At 65.1% G+C, this 16,712-nt stretch carries 14 protein-coding genes and 1 tRNA gene; 9 read left to right on the plus strand and 6 right to left on the minus strand.

The window, feature by feature from the left end; translation table 11 throughout:
* Window positions 1–11 precede the first annotated feature (11 nt).
* Together ACODTW_RS19230 and ACODTW_RS19235 are read right to left on the minus strand one after the other, a co-directional pair.
* Window positions 12–2,252: a xanthine dehydrogenase family protein molybdopterin-binding subunit gene (locus tag ACODTW_RS19230; protein WP_488947684.1), complete on the minus strand. Its 2,241-nt coding sequence runs from the start codon at window positions 2,250–2,252 to the stop codon at window positions 12–14.
* Window positions 2,253–2,255: 3 nt separating this feature from the next.
* Window positions 2,256–2,714, minus strand: a complete 459-nt coding sequence (locus tag ACODTW_RS19235) for a (2Fe-2S)-binding protein (RefSeq protein WP_488947685.1) — start codon at window positions 2,712–2,714, stop codon at window positions 2,256–2,258.
* Window positions 2,715–3,037: 323 nt separating this feature from the next.
* Between ACODTW_RS19235 and ACODTW_RS19240 the strand changes: the two genes are divergently transcribed.
* The gene (locus ACODTW_RS19240) at window positions 3,038–4,570 is read left to right on the plus strand and encodes a YifB family Mg chelatase-like AAA ATPase (RefSeq protein ID WP_488947686.1); all 1,533 of its coding nucleotides are present in this window, start codon (window positions 3,038–3,040) and stop codon (window positions 4,568–4,570) included.
* On the opposite strand, the gene ACODTW_RS19245 is transcribed toward ACODTW_RS19240, so the two are convergent.
* Together ACODTW_RS19245 and ACODTW_RS19250 are read right to left on the minus strand one after the other, a co-directional pair.
* Window positions 4,567–5,340, minus strand: a complete 774-nt coding sequence (locus ACODTW_RS19245) for a substrate-binding periplasmic protein (protein WP_488947687.1) — start codon at window positions 5,338–5,340, stop codon at window positions 4,567–4,569. The two genes, ACODTW_RS19240 and ACODTW_RS19245, sit on opposite strands and share 4 nt — an antisense overlap.
* 47 nt (window positions 5,341–5,387) lie before the next feature.
* The gene (locus ACODTW_RS19250; protein WP_488947688.1) at window positions 5,388–5,696 is read right to left on the minus strand and encodes a hypothetical protein; all 309 of its coding nucleotides are present in this window, start codon (window positions 5,694–5,696) and stop codon (window positions 5,388–5,390) included.
* Between the two features lie 229 nt (window positions 5,697–5,925).
* Between ACODTW_RS19250 and ACODTW_RS19255 the strand changes: the two genes are divergently transcribed.
* The 3 genes from ACODTW_RS19255 to ACODTW_RS19265 all read left to right on the plus strand — a co-directional run bounded on the left by ACODTW_RS19255 (window position 5,926) and on the right by ACODTW_RS19265 (window position 8,615).
* Window positions 5,926–6,729 (plus strand): dienelactone hydrolase family protein, encoded by an 804-nt coding sequence (locus ACODTW_RS19255; protein WP_488947689.1) that lies wholly within the window; start codon window positions 5,926–5,928, stop codon window positions 6,727–6,729.
* Window positions 6,730–6,844: 115 nt separating this feature from the next.
* On the plus strand, window positions 6,845–7,813 hold the full coding sequence (locus ACODTW_RS19260; protein ID WP_488947690.1) for an aspartate carbamoyltransferase catalytic subunit: 969 nt from the start codon (window positions 6,845–6,847) through the stop codon (window positions 7,811–7,813).
* An 88-nt stretch (window positions 7,814–7,901) separates the two neighbouring features.
* A complete protein-coding gene (locus ACODTW_RS19265) occupies window positions 7,902–8,615 on the plus strand; it encodes a 2OG-Fe(II) oxygenase (RefSeq protein ID WP_488947691.1) in 714 nt (237 codons plus the stop codon).
* Window positions 8,616–8,634: 19 nt separating this feature from the next.
* Here ACODTW_RS19265 and ACODTW_RS19270 read toward each other — a convergent pair whose 3' ends face one another.
* Complete coding sequence (locus ACODTW_RS19270; RefSeq protein ID WP_488947692.1) at window positions 8,635–9,210, minus strand: DUF1993 domain-containing protein; 576 nt, start codon at window positions 9,208–9,210, stop codon at window positions 8,635–8,637.
* Window positions 9,211–9,383: 173 nt separating this feature from the next.
* Window positions 9,384–9,473: transfer RNA gene (locus ACODTW_RS19275), tRNA-Ser, on the minus strand.
* A gap of 274 nt (window positions 9,474–9,747) precedes the next feature.
* Between ACODTW_RS19275 and ACODTW_RS19280 the strand changes: the two genes are divergently transcribed.
* The 5 genes from ACODTW_RS19280 (at window position 9,748) to ACODTW_RS19300 (ending at window position 16,688) form a co-directional block, all read left to right on the plus strand.
* Window positions 9,748–12,117, plus strand: coding sequence for a response regulator (locus ACODTW_RS19280; RefSeq protein ID WP_488947693.1), 2,370 nt, complete (start codon window positions 9,748–9,750; stop codon window positions 12,115–12,117).
* 63 nt (window positions 12,118–12,180) lie between these two features.
* Window positions 12,181–12,582: a response regulator gene (locus ACODTW_RS19285; RefSeq protein WP_488947694.1), complete on the plus strand. Its 402-nt coding sequence runs from the start codon at window positions 12,181–12,183 to the stop codon at window positions 12,580–12,582.
* Window positions 12,583–12,590: 8 nt separating this feature from the next.
* Window positions 12,591–13,040 carry a GNAT family N-acetyltransferase gene (locus ACODTW_RS19290; protein ID WP_488947695.1) on the plus strand — a complete coding sequence of 150 codons (450 nt, stop codon included), beginning with the start codon at window positions 12,591–12,593 and terminating at the stop codon, window positions 13,038–13,040.
* A 91-nt stretch (window positions 13,041–13,131) separates the two neighbouring features.
* A complete protein-coding gene (locus ACODTW_RS19295) occupies window positions 13,132–16,272 on the plus strand; it encodes an ATP-binding protein (RefSeq protein ID WP_488947696.1) in 3,141 nt (1,046 codons plus the stop codon).
* 8 nt (window positions 16,273–16,280) lie between these two features.
* The gene (locus tag ACODTW_RS19300) at window positions 16,281–16,688 is read left to right on the plus strand and encodes a response regulator transcription factor (RefSeq protein ID WP_488947697.1); all 408 of its coding nucleotides are present in this window, start codon (window positions 16,281–16,283) and stop codon (window positions 16,686–16,688) included.
* Window positions 16,689–16,712: the final 24 nt, after the last annotated feature.

Below are 16,712 nucleotides of genomic sequence, written 5' to 3' on the forward strand. Positions count from 1 at the left end.
CCTTTCCTGTCTCACACCACGCCGGCCTTGGCGAAGGGCAGGTCGCGCAGGTGCTGGCCCGTGGCCTTGAACACGGCGTTGGCGACAGCCGGAGCCGCCGTCGGCACGCCGGGCTCACCGACACCCGTCGGGCGTTCCTTCGACGGGACGATATGCACCTCCACCGCCGGCATGTCGGAATAACGCAGCGGCTCGAACCCGTCGAAATTCGCCTGATCGACGATACCATCCGTCAGGGTGATCTGGTCGCGCAGGGCGTGGCCGATGGCAAAGCCCGTGCCGCCCTCGATCTGGGCCTTGATGACGTTGGGATTGACGGCGATGCCGCAATCCATGGCCACGACGACGCGATCGACCTTGATCTTGCCGTCCTTGCCCACCGTCACTTCGGCCACATGGGCGACATAGGAACTGAAGCTTTCATGCACGGCGACACCGCGCGCGCGCTTCGTCCCCGCCGGCCCGGCGGCCAGCGGCTTTGACCAGCCGGCCTTTTCCGTCGCCAGTTTCAGCACATGGGTCAGGCGGGGATGGGCGTCGCCCAGCAGGTCCAGACGGAAGGCCACCGGGTCCTTGCCAGCCGCCGCCGCCAGTTCATCGATGAAGGCTTCCTTGGCATAGGCCGTATGGGTATGGCCCACCGACCGCCACCACAGGGTCGTCACCGGCGACTTCATCAGGTGGAAATCGACGGCCAGACTGGGCACGGCATAGGCCATGTCGGAGGCGCCCTCCACTGCCGTCTCGTCCACCCCGTCCTTGACCATGTTGGCTTCGAATGGGGTTCCAGCCATGAAGGATTGGCTGACAATGGCCTGCTGCCAGGCTGTCACCTTCCCGGCCTTGTCCAGTGCGGCCTTCATCTTGTGCAGCACCAGGGGGCGATAACGGCCGCCCTTGATATCGTCCTCGCGCGTCCAGACCAGTTGCACGGGCGCCTTGCTGCCCTTGGCCGCCAGGGCCTGAGCGATGATCGCGGCCTCGGCGATATAATCGGCGTTGGGCGTGGCACGGCGGCCGAAGCTGCCGCCGGCCCACAGCGTATTGATCTTCACCTTGTCCGGACTGGTGCCCAGGATCTTGGACACGACCATCTGTTCCACGCCCTGGAACTGCGACCCGGCCCAGATCTCCACCCCGCCATCGGGTTTCAGTTCGATCACGGCGTTCAGCGGCTCCATCGGCGCGTGCGCCAGATAGGGGAAGCTGTATTCGGCCTCCACCACCTTGGCGGCCGACTTGAAGGCGGCATCCACGTCGCCCTTACGGGCGGCCTTGGCGCCGGGCTTCTTCGCCTGTTCACGATAATCGGCCAGGATCTTGTCCGTGCCGCGCTTTTCCGCCTCGCTGTCATCCCACTGGATGGACAGGGCTTCGCGGCCCTTGATGGCGGCCCAGGTGTTCCTGGCGACAACGGCCACGCCAACCGGCGTGGACAGCACCTCCAGCACGCCGGGCACGGCGCGGGCCGCCTTGTCATCCACCGATTTCAGCTTGCCGCCGAAACGCGGGCTGCGGGCCAGCACGGCCGTGACCTGACCGGGCCGGCGCACATCCAAGGCGAAGATGGCCGTGCCGTTGGTCTTGGAAATATGGTCCAGCCGGTGCAGCGTGTCGTTCCCGATCAGGCTGTACTGGCCGGGGTCCTTCAGGCTGACCTTGGCCGGGATCGGCTGCTTGGACGCGGCCTCGGCCAGTTGACCGAAGGTGGCGGACTTACCCGATGCCTTGTGGCTGACCACACCCTTGGCCACCGTGATGGCATCGGCCGACACTTGCCATTGCTGGGCGGCGGTGGCGACCAGCATGGCGCGGGCGGCGGCACCGGCCATGCGCAGCTCGTCCCAGCTGTTGGCAACGGCCGTGGAACCGCCCGTGCCCTGGATGCCGAAGAAATGGTTGGCGTACAGCTTGCTGTCGGCGGGTGCGAATTCACCCTTCATCTGGGCCCAGTCGGCGTCCAGTTCCTCAGCCACGATGGTGGTCAGGCCGGTCATGATGCCCTGGCCCTTGTCCAGATGCTTGACCAGGACCGTGACGCTGTTATCCGGCGCGATACGGATGAAGACGTTGGGCCGCGGGTCGGCCGGGCCGATGATCTTCCGGCCGGCCGCTTCCTGGGCAAAGCCCGACAGGGGCACGGCGGCGCCGATGACCAGGGCACCACCGGCACCCTTCAGGAAGGACCGGCGGCTGGGGGCGGCTTCCACCACATTGGCGGCCGCCTGACGGAGCAGTTGACGCAGCATCATGGCTCAGGCCCTCGCCAGCTTGGCGGCCTGCTTCACGGCCGCCTTGATCCGCACATAGGTGGCGCAGCGGCAGACATTGCCATCCATCGCCTGTTCAATATCGGCATCGCTGGGATCGGGATTTTCCGCGATCAGCGCCGTGGCCGCCATTACCTGACCCGACTGGCAATAGCCGCACTGCACCACGTCCAGATCAGCCCAGGCCTTCTGCACCGCGGCGGCCGCCTTGCCCGACAGGCCTTCGATGGTCGTGATCTTCGCCCCGACCGCCGACGAGGCCGGCAGCTGGCACGACCGGGTCGGCTGGCCATCGACATGGACCGTGCAGGCGCCGCACAGGGCCTGGCCACAGCCGAACTTCGTGCCCGTCATGTTCAATTCGTCGCGCAGGACCCAGAGGAGCGGCATATCCTCCGGCACGTCCACCTCGCGGACCTGACCATTGATGTTCAGGCTTATCATCGCTCACCCCAATGAAGAAATGAAAGGTACCGGTCCCCGCCAGGACCGCGATCGACCGGAGAATGACGGACGGGAACGTACAAGTCTTCCAGATTTCGATCATTGGCCGAACCATGGTGACGGGACGATCCCGATATCGTGGGCGACTTCCCTATGCAGCGTATGGATTTGCATGGGCGTGCAAGGATACCGAGATATATTGAAGAATATAACGATTGCAGTGGCCAGCACGGATATGCAACAGCGACAGCCGATCAGCGCTTCCTGCCTGCAAGTCTATTCCACTATACTAACCATAGCGGGAAGGTCCGGCGGGGGCATTTGTGGCAGCGCGAGTAGGAACGGTAGCCTTTCAAGGCATTGATGTGCTGGACATCGACGTGCAGGTGCAGATGACGGGCGGGCCGCTGGCCTTCACCGTCGTTGGCCTGCCCGACAAGGCCGTGGGCGAAAGCCGGGAGCGGGTGCGCGGCGCCCTGCATGCGTTGGGCATCGCCCTGCCACCGCAGCGTCTTGCCGTCAATCTGGCGCCGGCCGACGTGCTGAAAGAAGGGTCGCATTTCGATCTGCCCATCGCGCTGGCCCTGCTGGTGATGATGGGGATCATCCCGGACGACGCCATGGCGGGTTATCAGGCGCTGGGCGAACTGGGGCTGGACGGGTCAATCTCCCCCGTCGCGGGCGTGCTGCCGGCGGCCATCAACGCCCTGGCGTCGGGCAAGGGTCTGATCTGTCCCGCAGCCAGCGGGGGAGAAGCGGCCTGGGCTGGCGATGGGCTGGACATCCTGGCCCCACCATCCCTGCTGTCGCTGATCAACCATTTCAAGGGCACGCAGGTCCTGACCCGGCCCACCCCGAAGCTGGAAAGCGAAGCGATGATCACGGCGCGCGACCTGCGCGACGTGAAAGGACAGGAAACGGCCAAGCGCGTGCTGGAGATTGCCGCCAGCGGCGGGCACAATCTGCTGATGCTGGGACCGCCGGGGTCGGGCAAATCCATGCTGGCCGCTCGCCTTCCCGGACTGCTGCCGCGCCTGGACCCGACGGAAGCGCTGGAAGTGTCCATGGTGCATTCCATCGCCGGCGGGCTGGAAGGCGGGCGGCTGATCCGGACACGACCGTTCCGGGAGGTGCATCATTCCGCCACGCTGGCCGCCATGGTGGGCGGCGGGACGCGCGCCCGGCCCGGCGAAATCAGCCTGGCCCATCATGGTGTGCTGTTCCTGGATGAGCTGCCGGAATTCGCGCGCGGCACGCTGGAGGCATTGCGCCAACCACTGGAAACGGGGCGGGCCACGGTCAGCCGCGCCAACCATCATGTGACCTACCCTGCCCGCTTCCAACTGGTCGCCGCCATGAATCCCTGCCGCTGCGGCCATCTGGACGATGCGTCGCTGGCCTGTGGCCGGGCGCCGAAATGCGCGCTCGACTATCAGAGCAAGATCAGCGGCCCCCTGTTCGACCGTATCGACCTGCATGTGGACGTCCCGGCCGTCAGCGCCTCGGACCTGTCGCTGCCGCCACCGCGGGAGGGATCGGCAGAGGTCGGGTCCCGCGTCGCCGCCGCCCGCGACCGGCAGCGGGACCGCTATGCCGCTCTGGTTCCACGGGGGCAGCCCGCCATCCGCACGAATGCAGAGGCCGACGGCGAGGTGCTGGAGAAAGTGGCGGGGCCCGACCCGATGGGACGGCAATTGCTGACCGATGCGGCAGAGCGGCTGAAGCTGTCGGCCCGCGGGTACCATCGGGTGCTGCGCGTGGCCCGCACGCTGGCCGATATGGACGGATCGGACGGCGTGCGGCGCATTCATGTGGCCGAGGCCCTGTCCTATCGCCGGGTGGCGCCGGGGCGTTAACGCTTATAGAGAGGCAGCCCCAGAAAGGGCCTGAACTCCGGCGCAATATCGTCGGGCAGACGGATGGAGGCCGAGGCGATTTTCAGTTCCGCTTCCGTGATCGGGCCATTGCGCGGCACGCCGACCGTAATGTTGTAGCGGACGGCGCTGCCCTTGATCGTCAGATCCTGCCGCTGGCGCGCGAAATAGCGGAACGTGTATTCCGACACGATCCCATATTCGATGCGCCCGAATTCAATAAGCCGGAAGACATTCTCCTCCGAGCGCACATCCCGCCGGATCATATGTCCGCTTTCCACCGCCTGGGAAATGCGGTCGCCATATTCATAGCCCATGACGGTGGCAACCTCCGGCGGCAGGGGGCATTGCTCGCAGATGGGGCGGGCTTCACGCGGCGCGATGAAGACATTGTCGGCGCTGTAAAGGCGGCGTCCGAACCACATGTCGTCGGGATAGGCGTACCAGGCGGAAGAGACATGGCAGACCATGTCCGCCTCCCCTGCCCGGACCAGTTCCGGCAGGCGCTTGGGCGGCGCCTGACGCATCTTGCTGTCATAGCCCAGACGCGCCGCCACCTTGCGGCAGACATCAACGGCCAGACCTGTCGGTTCCACCCCGTCATCACCCGACTGGATGAGATAGGGCGGCGGCAGACTGTCGGAGATCAGCAGACGCAGGGTGCGGTCGGGCTGGCCCCACACGCTGGTGGGGCCCATCAGCAAAGCCAGCAGCAGGCAGAAACCCATCACCGGACAGAATCGCCAGTTCATCAAGACAGGATGGTCCTTCACGGCAGACCGCCAGCCCGGCATGGGGGTCAGATGCGACGACCGCCAGGCCGGGGGCCCGTGCGCGTATCCGCATAGGCCTTGGAGGCGGTTTCCGGCTTTTTCAGATTTTCCATCAGCGTCATGGCAAATTTGCCACCGTCCGTGCGGGCACGCAGGAACGCCGCCACCACGTCGCGCGCCGCTTCCTTGTCATAGGGCACCTGGTCCGGCGCCATGGTGCGGGCCGCTTCCGCCGCCTGTGCTGCGCGTTCGGCCTTGGCCAGCACATCGGGGTCGATGCGGCGGCGGATGGCGCGGATCTGCCGCAACAATTCGGATTTCGGATCGGTCGTCATGGGCGGTCCTGCGCGGGTGCGGCACGCGATGTTCAGCCACAATGCGCGCATCCCCATCTTATCGGCAAGCATCATTCGGCCACCAACATGGTTGCAGGTTGTACGCAACGCCCTATCCTTCCTGCCCGACCCTGGAAACGCGGGAGCAACAGATATGGACACGATCGGCGCCGAGGCGCAGTGCCAGCTTTCCCCCCTTAACCCCAGTTTGAGCAGACGGCTTTTCGCCATGACCACCCTTGCCAGCGGATTCGCCCTGTCCACCCTGCCTGTAGGCGCCCAGACCGTGACCACACCGGCCGACGGGCTGGTCGCGGGTGAGGTGTCCATCCCGGTTTCCGACGGCACCGTCCCGGCCTATCGCGCCAAGCCGCAGGGAAAGGGCCCGTTCCCTGTCATCCTGGTCATCCAGGAGATTTTCGGGGTGCATGAACATATCAAGGATGTCTGCCGGCGCTTCGCCCGCGAAGGCTATCTGGCCGTCGCGGTGGAGCTTTACGCCCGGCAGGGCAGCGCCGCGTCCTACACGGAGGTGTCCAAGCTGATCTCCGACCTTGTGTCCAAAGTGCCGGACGCGCAGGTCCTGTCCGATCTGGATGCCGCCGTGGCCTGGGCCGGCCAGGATGGCGGTGATACGGGCAAGCTGGGCGTCACCGGCTTCTGCTGGGGTGGCCGCGCCACATGGCTTTATGTCGCCCATAACCAGAAGGTGAAGGCCGGCGTGGCCTGGTATGGCCGTCTGACCGGCACGCCGACGGCGCTGCAGCCCCTGATCCCCGTCAATCTGGTGCAGAAGATCAATGCGCCGGTTCTGGGGCTTTACGGCGGCAAGGATGGCGGCATCCCGCTGGCTGATGTGGAACGGATGCGCGAAGTGCTGGCCGCTGCCCAGCAGACGCGCAGCCAGATCCATGTCTATCCGGAGGCCCCCCACGCCTTCTTCGCCGATTATCGGCCCAGCTATCGCCCGGACGACGCCAAGGATGCCTGGAAGCGCTGCCTGGACTGGATGCGGGCCAACGGCGTGGGCTGATCCCCCGCATCGTTCATGCCCGACCGGTTTTTCTGACGCTTGCCAGGGTGGGGGCGGGGCACCATAGTCCCGCCCCGCCGATCCACGCCGTCCAAGCCCCGAGAGCATGTCCGCCATGGCCGCCCACCCGCACGATATCGACGCCCGCGCCGAAACGTTCAACCATCGCCACCTGCTGGGGATCGAAGGGTTGACGGCGCCGGAGATCAATCTGCTGCTGGACACGGCCGACCGCTATGTCGAACAGAACCGCAGCGACAACAAGGTGACGAACAAGCTGGCCGGCAAGACCGTCGTCAACCTGTTCTTCGAGAATTCGACCCGCACGCGCACCAGCTTCGAACTGGCCGCCCGTCGCCTGGGTGCCGATGCCATCAACATGGCCGTCGATGGCAGTTCCGTGAAGAAGGGGGAGACCCTGATCGACACGGCCATGACGCTGAACGCCATGCATCTGGACGCGCTGGTCGTGCGCCATCAGGAATCGGGCGCGCCCAAGCTGTTGGCCGACAAGGTGAACTGCGCCGTCATCAATGCGGGCGACGGGCAGCACGAACATCCGACCCAGGCCCTGTTGGACGCGCTCACCATCCGCCGCAATCTGGGCACGTTGAAGGGCCTGACGGTCGCCATCTGCGGCGATATCCTGCACAGCCGCGTGGCCCGGTCCAATATCCATCTGCTGAACATCATGGGGGCCCATGTCCGCGTCGTGGCCCCGCCCACCCTGCTGCCCGGCGCCGTCGACCGCATGGGGGTGGAGGTTCACCATTCCATGGCCACGGGCCTGAAGGATGCGGACATCGTCATGATGCTGCGCCTGCAGCTGGAACGCATGCAGGGCCAGTTCCTGCCCAGTCAGCGCGAATATTTCCGCTTCTTCGGTCTGGACTATGACAAGCTGGCGGTGGCAAAGCCCGGTGCCCTGATCATGCATCCCGGTCCCATGAATCGGGGCGTGGAGATTGACAGCCTGGTGGCCGACGACATCCACCGCTCCGTCATCCTGCAGCAGGTGGAACTGGGCGTGGCCGTGCGCATGGCCTGCCTGGATCTGCTGACCAGCCAGCCCAAGTCTGCCTGATCGATCACAGTCCGACCGCAAGGATCGGAATGCGGACATCCCTGCTTCGCGTCATCCTGGCCTTCGGCTTGGATGCGGGAGCGAGGGTATGGAACGGGATCTGGATGCGCGGCTGGCGGCCATCGACTGGCAGGCTGTTGGCGGTGAGCTGGATGTGCGGGGCTGCGCCCTGTTGTCAGGGCTGCTGACGCCCGACGATTGTCAGGCCCTTGCCGGACTTTACCGCGACGGCTCGCATTTCCGCAGCCGCGTGGTCATGGCGCGACACGGATTCGGCCAGGGCGAATATCGCTATTTCAGCTATCCCCTGCCCCCGCTGGTCCAGACCCTGCGTGCCGCACTTTATCCGCCGCTGGCCAACATCGCCAATGACTGGAACCGGCGCATGGCGCTGAAGGGGACCTTCCCGGCAGACCATGCCGATTTCCTGTCCGCCTGCCATGCAGCCGGCCAGAGAAGGCCGACGCCGCTGCTGCTGCAATATGGTCCCGGTAATTATAATTGCCTGCATCAGGACCTGTATGGCGACCTGTCCTTCCCCTTGCAGGCGGCGTTCCTGCTGTCCGAACCGGGACGCGACTTCCAGGGCGGGGAATTCGTTCTGACCGAGCAGAGACCCCGCATGCAGAGCCGGGCGGAGGTGGTGCCCCTGCGCCAGGGCGACGCCGTGATCTTCGCCGTCAACCAGCGACCCGTGCAGGGCACCCGCGGGGATTACCGCGTGACCATGCGCCATGGGGTCAGCCGGGTACGGTCCGGCCAGCGGCACACACTGGGGGTGATTTTCCACGATGCGCGGTAATCACCGCCCCGCTGTCAGATCACCCCTGGGACGGGAAGGTTCCGGGCCGGACATAGGCCAGCATGTGTCCCACATAATCCGCCTTGCCCAGATCAAGCCCCTGGCTGCGCAGGATGGCGTATGCCATGGCATGGTGGAAATAGACCTGCGGCAGTGCCCAGTCGCGGGCAAACTGCTCCCCTGTCAGGTCAAAGATCATCCCGTTCGGCAGGTCGAGAACGATGGCGCGATCCGCGGTCGCATCCAGTTCCGTCGACGACAGGCTGTCAAGGAACGACAAGGCCGACGCGATGTGACGCTTGGCATCAGCCACCGTTCCCGGCGCGCGTCCGGCATCCCATCCTTCCTGTCGAACTGCCAGCAGTTCATCAGGTACCTGGCTGCCGCGCAGTCGGTGGATGGATTCCTGTGACAGGAAGCAGACAAAACGCACCTGCGTGGCCAGCGGATACATGTCGGCCGCCAGACTCTGCGTCAGGAGCGCATCGGGATCCCGCCCCTCGGCCTGTTCCCGCGATACAGCCTTGTCGAGCCAGTTGGACAGGCCCCGAAGCGATTGCCGAAACGTCGGCACCAGCAATGCGGTCAGCGACATGATACCCTCCCCGTGAATGGTTTTGAGCCACGATAGGAAGGTTCGCGCCACGAAGGCAAATCAGCGCTGGGTTGCGCCCCTGAAACCGACAGCTGTGATAGCGGTCATAGACAAAAGCATCTGGCGAACCGGCCTGAACACCGGGCGATCGACCATCGTCCACGGAGAGAATCTGGCGGATGGGGTGGGATTCGAACCCACGGTAGGCTCGCACCTACGGCGGTTTTCAAGACCGCTGCCTTAAACCACTCGGCCACCCATCCGCGTCACGGGCCCCTCAGGGACCGGAGAGGCAGAAACGCCTATCCCAACTTCGGCGTCGGAGCAAGTCCCACGTATAGGCCAGCGCCTGAATGGGGAAATTGAAGGACGGGTCTCCTGGTTCAACCCTTATCGCTTGCCGGACATGGTAGCCCTGCTATCCTGCCTTTCGCCTAGCACCATCACCTGTCACCGGATAGTCTGGGTAACAGGACATGCACGCGTTGGAACGGCCGGATTTGGCCGACACTGACGGATCGGGGGATACCGGCGTTGATGGTCGATGACGGGGATGATCTGTTCGCTCCTGAAGAGGACGAGGTGCCGGGCGCCGCGGCGGCCGAGGAAGTATCCGCCCCGCCGCCGCCATGGCCCGTGCTGATCGTCGACGACGATGAGGAAGTGCATATCATGACGCGGCTGGTCCTCAGCCGCCTGCGCTACAAAGATCGGCCGCTGGAATTGCTGACCGCACGGTCCGGCATGGAAGCGGACGATATCTTCCGCGAGCGTGACGATATCGCCGTGGCCCTGCTGGACATCGTGATGGAGACGGATGATGCCGGCCTGCGGCTGGCCCGCCGCATCCGCGACGAATTCGCCAACAGCGATGTCCGCCTGATCCTGCGCACCGGTCAGCCCGGCCAGGCGCCCGTGCGCGACGTCATCGTCAATTACGACATCAATGATTACAAGTCGAAGACCGAGCTGACGTCGGAAAAGCTGTTCATCACCATCATCACCGGCCTGCGGTCCTTCGACAATATCCGCAGCGCCCGCATGGCGGAAAGCGCCAGCCGGCTGAAATCCAACTTCCTGGCCGCGATGAGCCATGAGATCCGCACGCCCATGAATGGGGTGCTGGGGATGCTGGAACTGCTGTCCCACACCGATCTGGATGGCGACCAGAAGGAGATGCTGGGCACGGCGCAGGAATCGGCCGTCACTCTGCTGCGCATCATTGATGACATCCTGGACTTCTCCAAGATCGAAGCCGGGCGCATGGATATCGAGCGGCATCCGGTGGATGTCGCGGCTATCGCGGAGGGTGTCGCCGACACGCTGGCCCCGAACGCCCGCAAGAAAGGCCTGTCGCTGAACCTGCATGTCGATCCCGCCATCCCGGCCGCCGTGTTGGGCGATCCCGTGCGGCTGCGGCAGATCCTGTTCAATCTGGCCGGCAATGCCGTGAAGTTTACCGAACGCGGATCGGTCAATATCCGCGCTGATCGCGCGCCGGATCCCCATCCCGGCACGGTCCGCATCCGGTTTTCGGTCAGCGATACCGGCATCGGCATCGCGCCTGACATCCAGGCGAAGCTGTTCGAACCCTTCACCCAGGCGGAGAAATCCATCAGCCGTCGCTTCGGCGGTACTGGTCTGGGCCTGTCCATCAGCCGTCGTCTGGTCGATCTGATGCGGGGCCATATCGGGCTGGACAGCGTGCCGGGGAACGGGTCCACCTTCTGGTTCACCCTGGATCTGGATGTTGCGGAGCAGACGGCCCCCGGTTCCCTTCCCGATATAGCCGGTCTGGTCCTGGCCCTGGATGTCTGGGAACAGGATCTGGCGGAAACGCTGTCCGCCTACCTCTCCCACGCCGGTGCCGAACTGGTGGGTTCCGGTGATACACGGGCGCATCTGGTGGTCACGGCCGGTGCCGCGGGCACGGATTGGCCCCTGCCCCGCCATGACCTGCCCACGGTGTTGGTGGCAGAAGCCGATTCCCGCCGTCCGGAAGGATTGCCGTCCCACCTGCGGCTGGTCGCCCGTCCTGTCCGGCGCTCGGCCCTGTTCCGCGCCGTCGCGCAGGCCGCGGGGCGCCTGACCACCACACAGGATGCCCCCGCCGCCACCCCGCCCCGCGCCCAGGCGCCAAGCGTGGCAGAGGCTGCCGCACAGGGCCGCCTTATTCTGGTGGCGGAAGATCAGAAGGTGAACCAGCTGGTCATCCGGCGACAATTGGAACAGTTGGGCTATGCCTGCGAGGTGCATGCCGACGGTGCCTCCGCCCTGGCGGCTTGGCGGCCGGGCGTACATGCTCTGCTGCTGACTGACTGCAATATGCCGGAGATGGACGGGTACGAGCTGACGGCCGCCATCCGCACCGAGGAAGCGGCGCGCGGCATCGACCGCCTGCCCATCGTCGCCCTGACGGCCAATGCCATGGCGGGGGAGGACCAGCGCTGCATCAATGCCGGCATGGACGACTTCCTGGCAAAGCCCTTGGATCTGGGCCAGTTGCAGCGTTGCCTGACGCGCTGGGTGGGGGGCGCGCCGGATGCGGCGGGCCTGACGGCGGCGCGTTCCACTGGAACCGACCTGTTCGATCCGTCCATGACCCTCGACCTGTTCGGCGGTATCGACGGAGAGGCGCGGGCCTTCCTGGCGGAGTTCACCGATTCCCTGCGCGAACTGGGCGCTGCGGCGGGTCAGGCCTTTGAACGCGGCGATCTGGATCAGGCGCGGTCCAAGGTGCATGCCCTGGCCGGTGTTGCCAAAAATGGGGGCGCAGTATCCCTGGGTGCCCTGGCCGATCATATCGAAGCCGCGCTGAAGGCCGGCCGTACCAGCGAGGCGGGCATCGACGCCCTGAAAATTCCCGGCGTGATTGATCGAGTGGTTGCCGCTATTGACGCTCTGTAGTCAACTGGTGGTCAAATCGGGTGGCAAGACCCGGACAGGCTACGCGTCCATAGGGAAAATTCCATGTCGGTTTACGTGACTTTCAGCCGGATGAGTGCCTTGATCGTGGAGGATCAGGCCTTCATCCGCACGGTCGTGTCCCGCATCCTGAAACAATTGGAGTTCGCCCAGATCTGGGAGGCCGACGAGGGCACCAGCGGTCTTTCTACCGCCCTGGAGCGCAAACCGGACATCATCATCTGCGATATCGAAATGGCACCGATGGATGGTCTGACCTTCCTGCAGCAGTTGCGGCAGAAAGAGGAGCTGGGTCGACGCACGCCCGTGATCTTCCTGACCAATCATGCGCAGAAGGACATGGTCCTGAAAGCCCGCGACCTGGGTGTCAGTGCCTTCATCGCCAAGCCGGTGACCGTTGTCGGCCTGCGCGAGAAGCTGACCGTGCTGCTGGGTTCCCGCCGGTGATCCGGGCGATGCCGCTGCGGTTCGACTGGCAGGAATTTGACGCGTTCACGGCGGCCAGCCTGCATGCCATGCTGCGTTTCCGTCAGGATATCTTCATCGTCGAACAGAATTCCGCCTATCCCGACATTGACGGGCTGGACCCGCATTGTGGTCATCTGCTGGTCACTGCCGATGACGGCACGCTGGCCGCCTATCTGCGGGCCCGCGGCCCCGACGGAAAAGAGCCTGCATTCATTGGTCGTATCGCGGTCGGCGCCGGCTGGCGCGGTACCGGCCTGGGGCAGCGTCTGGTAACCGCCGGCCTGGACTGGCTGGCCAGACATCACCCGGGACAGCCGGTGCGGATCGGTGCCCAGCAGCATCTGGCCCGCTTCTATCAAGGGTTTGGTTTCCAGTTGGAAGGCGAACCCTATGACGATGGCGGCATTCCGCATGTCACCATGTGGCTGCACCGTTAGACAAAGACGCAGGCGCAAGCAAACTCCAAGTTGAAATCTAGCAATATTTGTGGTCCGTTCTCTATCCAAGATAGAGAACGGGGGCCTGATCGTGCGGATTCCGGTGCGGCACCTGCTGTTTTATGTGGTGGCTGTCGCGGCCGTCATCACCTTCCTTTGGCTGCAGGTGGCAGAGGCCAACCAGCGATTGGAAGAGCATCGGCAGACGGCCCGCATCGACGTTGCACGGCGGGTGGAACAGGCCGTGGGCACGGCATTGGACTTCCTGGAACTGATGCATGCGCAGATGGAGGAAGGGCTGGTCAAGGCCGTGCCGGGCGCTCCTCCGTCGCCGCTGCGCCGGGCCCTGACACAGGATACCGACGGCGCCTTCCGGCTGGAGGAGACGCCGCCGCCCTATAACCGGGACATGGTGGGCAACCTGACCGGCCTGGGGGGGCTGACCGGCCGCGAGCCGGCGTTCGAGGCGGAGATCGAGGCAGCCCTTTCCCTGCACGTCGCCTTTGCCCAGGCCCAGCGGCGCCTGCCGAACATCCCCTGGGTCTATTACATCTCCGCCAATCGTTTTGAATTTGTCTATCCCTGGGTATCGGCGGACGAACTGGCATTCGCGGACAAGGATCTGGAAATGGAATATTTCCAGGCATCCCTGCCCGCCAACAACCCGTCCGGCGACATGTTCTTTTCCAGGCTGTACGAGGATGATGGCGGCAAGGGGCTGGTCGCCACCATCGGCATCCCCGTCTATAGCGGCGGCAGGCACCTGGGTGTCGTGGCGCTGGACATGACGGTCGGCTACCTTTCGTCCATGCTGGACGGGTTTCCGGCAGCCTATGGTGCGATGGCGCTGGTGGCGCCGGACGGACAAATCCTGGGCAAAGCCGGCCAGGAGGGGGGGCGGCGCCAACCGCCGGACGCCGCCCTGCAGGCCGCCATACAGGAAACGATCAACCGCGACGGCCCCATGCGCATGGTCCGCGACGGCTGGACCTTCACCAGCCACCCCCTGCGCAAGATGCCCTGGCGGATGATCATGGCGCAGGATGGAACGGGCCATTGGCACGCCGTCATCCGTGAAAGTACGCCCCCCATCCTGGTGGCGCTGCTGCTGCTGGGCCTAATCGTCGGCATGGAATTCCGCCGCCGGACCGATAGCCGGATCCGCCAGCAGGCGGCGGAACTGGCGGCCACGAACCAGGATCTGGCCCGCGCCCGCGATGATGCCGAACAGGCAACGCGCGCCAAGTCCACCTTCCTGGCAACCATGAGCCATGAAATCCGCACGCCGATGAATGGTGTGCTGGCCATGGCGGAAATGCTGGCCGACACGCCCCTGAATGAAGATCAGCAGGGCATGGTCAAGGTGGTTCGCGATAGCGGCGGTGCCCTGCTGACCATCATCAACGACATCCTGGACTTCTCCAAGATCGAAGCCGGGAAGCTGGATATCGAATGGATCGACACGGATATCCTGGCGCTTGCCGAGGGGGTGGGCGACCTGCTGGCCCGCCGGGCAGAGGAAAAGGGCTTGGCCCTGACCATCGATGTCGACCCGAACCTTCCAGGCCATCTGCTGGCCGATCCCACCCGCCTGCGCCAGATCCTGCTGAACCTGACCGGCAACGCCATCAAGTTCACCGAACAGGGCGGCGTGACGATCCGCCTGCGTCAGCGTGAACAAGGCAATGGCAAGGTGGGGCTGCGGGCAGAGATCATCGATACCGGCATCGGCCTGACGCCCGAACAGCAGTCCCGCCTGTTCCAACCCTTCGCGCAGGCCGACGGGTCAACCGCCCGCCGCTTTGGCGGCACCGGTCTGGGCCTGTCCATCTGCCGACGGCTGGTCGAACTGATGGGCGGCAGCATCGGTGTGACATCGGAAGCCGGCGAAGGTTCCACCTTCTGGTTCGAACTGGCGCTTGACCCGGGCAATGCGGACGGGGATGCAACCGATGACCTCTCCCTCTGGGGTCTGCGGGTCGCCATCCTGGGCGGGCTGCCGGCGGAGCGCGCGGCCCTGACCCGCACATTGACGGCACGCGAGGCCGAGGTGGTGGAAGTCGCGGACGAGGGCCAGGCCCTCGACGCGCTGTGCAACGCGTCGAGGGCGGGCACGCCCTTCCATGTTGTCCTGGTCGATGCCTATCCCGGCGACGGAGTCGGACTGGACATCGCCCGCCACCTGGGCATGGCGGACGGCACGGGCGGGACGCGGACCGTTCTGGTGGCGCCGGTCTCCCTGGTCTCCACCCTGTCGGAGGCGGGGCGGGGCAAGGGGATCTTTGCCGCCATTCCCAAACCAGTCCGGCGCGCCCGCCTGATCAAGGTGGTGGCGGCGGCCGATGGCCGCGCCTCCCTGGATGTCAGCGCCACCACCGGCAGCAGCGAGACAGTGTGGCAGGCGCCCCTGCCGGAAGAGGCGACGGCGAAGGGTGCCATGGTGCTGGTGGTGGAAGACAATGCCACCAACCAGATCGTCATCCGGCAAGCCATGCGCAAGCTGGGCTTCGCTGCCGAAATCGCCGGCAATGGCCTGGAGGGGCTGACGGCATGGCGCACGGGCCGTTTCGGGCTGGTGGTCACCGATTGCCACATGCCGGAGATGGACGGTTATGACATGACCCGCGCCATCCGGGCGGATGAGAAAGCGGCCGGCGACGGGCGGCATGTGCCGGTCATCGCCCTGTCGGCCGACGCCGTCAGCGACGCGGCGCAGAAATGCCGTGCGTCCGGCATGGACGATTATCTGACCAAGCCGATCGAACTGGCAAAGCTGGAGGCGGCCATTCTGCGCTGGCTGCCGGTGACAGGCACGATGCGCCAGCGCGTATCCGCCAGACATGCCCCCGCACTGCCCGCAGCATCGGCGTCGGTCACGCCCAGGCCGGAAACCGACCCGACCATCTTCGACACCGCGCGCCTGAAGGAGATGTTCGGTCACCTGGATGTCGAAGCCATCAGCCTGCTGGATGATTTCCTGATCCAGGCCGAAGCCCGTGCGGCGTCGGTCGAGGAGGCGCTGAACAATGGGGATCTTAAGGCGGCAAAGGACGGATCCCATTCCCTGAAGGGATCGGCCAACGGCGTCGGTGCCGTGGCCCTGGGCGATCTTTTCGCCCGGATTGAAGCCGCCCTGAAACAGGGTGACGAGGATACGGCGCAGGACCTGCGCTGGCACATTGCCGACACGTTTGACGCGTTGCGGCAGCAGATACGGATCGTGAAAGGCTGAGGGGCCCGATGGCGGATATTGAATTCAGCAAGTTGAAGGTGCTGGTCGTCGATGACGACCAGTTCTATCGCGGCATCCTGAAGCGCCTGCTGTTCCAGGCCGGTGTGCGCATGGTGGCGGAGGCGGAGAATGGCGAAGCCGCCATCAGTTCCATTACCCGCCTGAAGCCCGACGCGGTGCTGTGCGACATTGAAATGGAGCCCGTGGACGGGATCGAGGTGCTGCGCCGCGTGCGGGCCATCGATATCCCGGCCATCGCCACCACACCCATCATCATGGTCACCAGCCACGCCACCAGCGATCTGGTCAAGCAGGCCGTACAGTTCCAGGCATCGGGCTATCTGGTCAAGCCCGTGTCCTTGACCGACATCCAGAAGCGGCTGACGGTGGCCATCCAGACGCGCCCGGTCGAATAGGCAGAGGCTTGGCAGCACGACAAA

The organism is Niveispirillum sp. FG148, from assembly GCF_057809655.1.

What these genes read in the sequence shown, in the direction of transcription:
- ACODTW_RS19230 (WP_488947684.1), bottom strand. Translation starts at nt 2,252, where the DNA reads ATGATGCTGCGTCAACTGCTCCGTCAGGCGGCCGCCAATGTGGTGGAA.
- ACODTW_RS19235 (WP_488947685.1), bottom strand. Translation starts at nt 2,714, where the DNA reads ATGATAAGCCTGAACATCAATGGTCAGGTCCGCGAGGTGGACGTGCCG.
- ACODTW_RS19245 (WP_488947687.1), bottom strand. Translation starts at nt 5,340, where the DNA reads ATGAACTGGCGATTCTGTCCGGTGATGGGTTTCTGCCTGCTGCTGGCT.
- ACODTW_RS19250 (WP_488947688.1), bottom strand. Translation starts at nt 5,696, where the DNA reads ATGACGACCGATCCGAAATCCGAATTGTTGCGGCAGATCCGCGCCATC.
- ACODTW_RS19255 (WP_488947689.1), top strand. Translation starts at nt 5,926, where the DNA reads ATGACCACCCTTGCCAGCGGATTCGCCCTGTCCACCCTGCCTGTAGGC.
- ACODTW_RS19260 (WP_488947690.1), top strand. Translation starts at nt 6,845, where the DNA reads ATGGCCGCCCACCCGCACGATATCGACGCCCGCGCCGAAACGTTCAAC.
- ACODTW_RS19265 (WP_488947691.1), top strand. Translation starts at nt 7,902, where the DNA reads ATGGAACGGGATCTGGATGCGCGGCTGGCGGCCATCGACTGGCAGGCT.
- ACODTW_RS19270 (WP_488947692.1), bottom strand. Translation starts at nt 9,210, where the DNA reads ATGTCGCTGACCGCATTGCTGGTGCCGACGTTTCGGCAATCGCTTCGG.
- ACODTW_RS19280 (WP_488947693.1), top strand. Translation starts at nt 9,748, where the DNA reads ATGGTCGATGACGGGGATGATCTGTTCGCTCCTGAAGAGGACGAGGTG.
- ACODTW_RS19285 (WP_488947694.1), top strand. Translation starts at nt 12,181, where the DNA reads ATGTCGGTTTACGTGACTTTCAGCCGGATGAGTGCCTTGATCGTGGAG.
- ACODTW_RS19290 (WP_488947695.1), top strand. Translation starts at nt 12,591, where the DNA reads ATGCCGCTGCGGTTCGACTGGCAGGAATTTGACGCGTTCACGGCGGCC.
- ACODTW_RS19300 (WP_488947697.1), top strand. Translation starts at nt 16,281, where the DNA reads ATGGCGGATATTGAATTCAGCAAGTTGAAGGTGCTGGTCGTCGATGAC.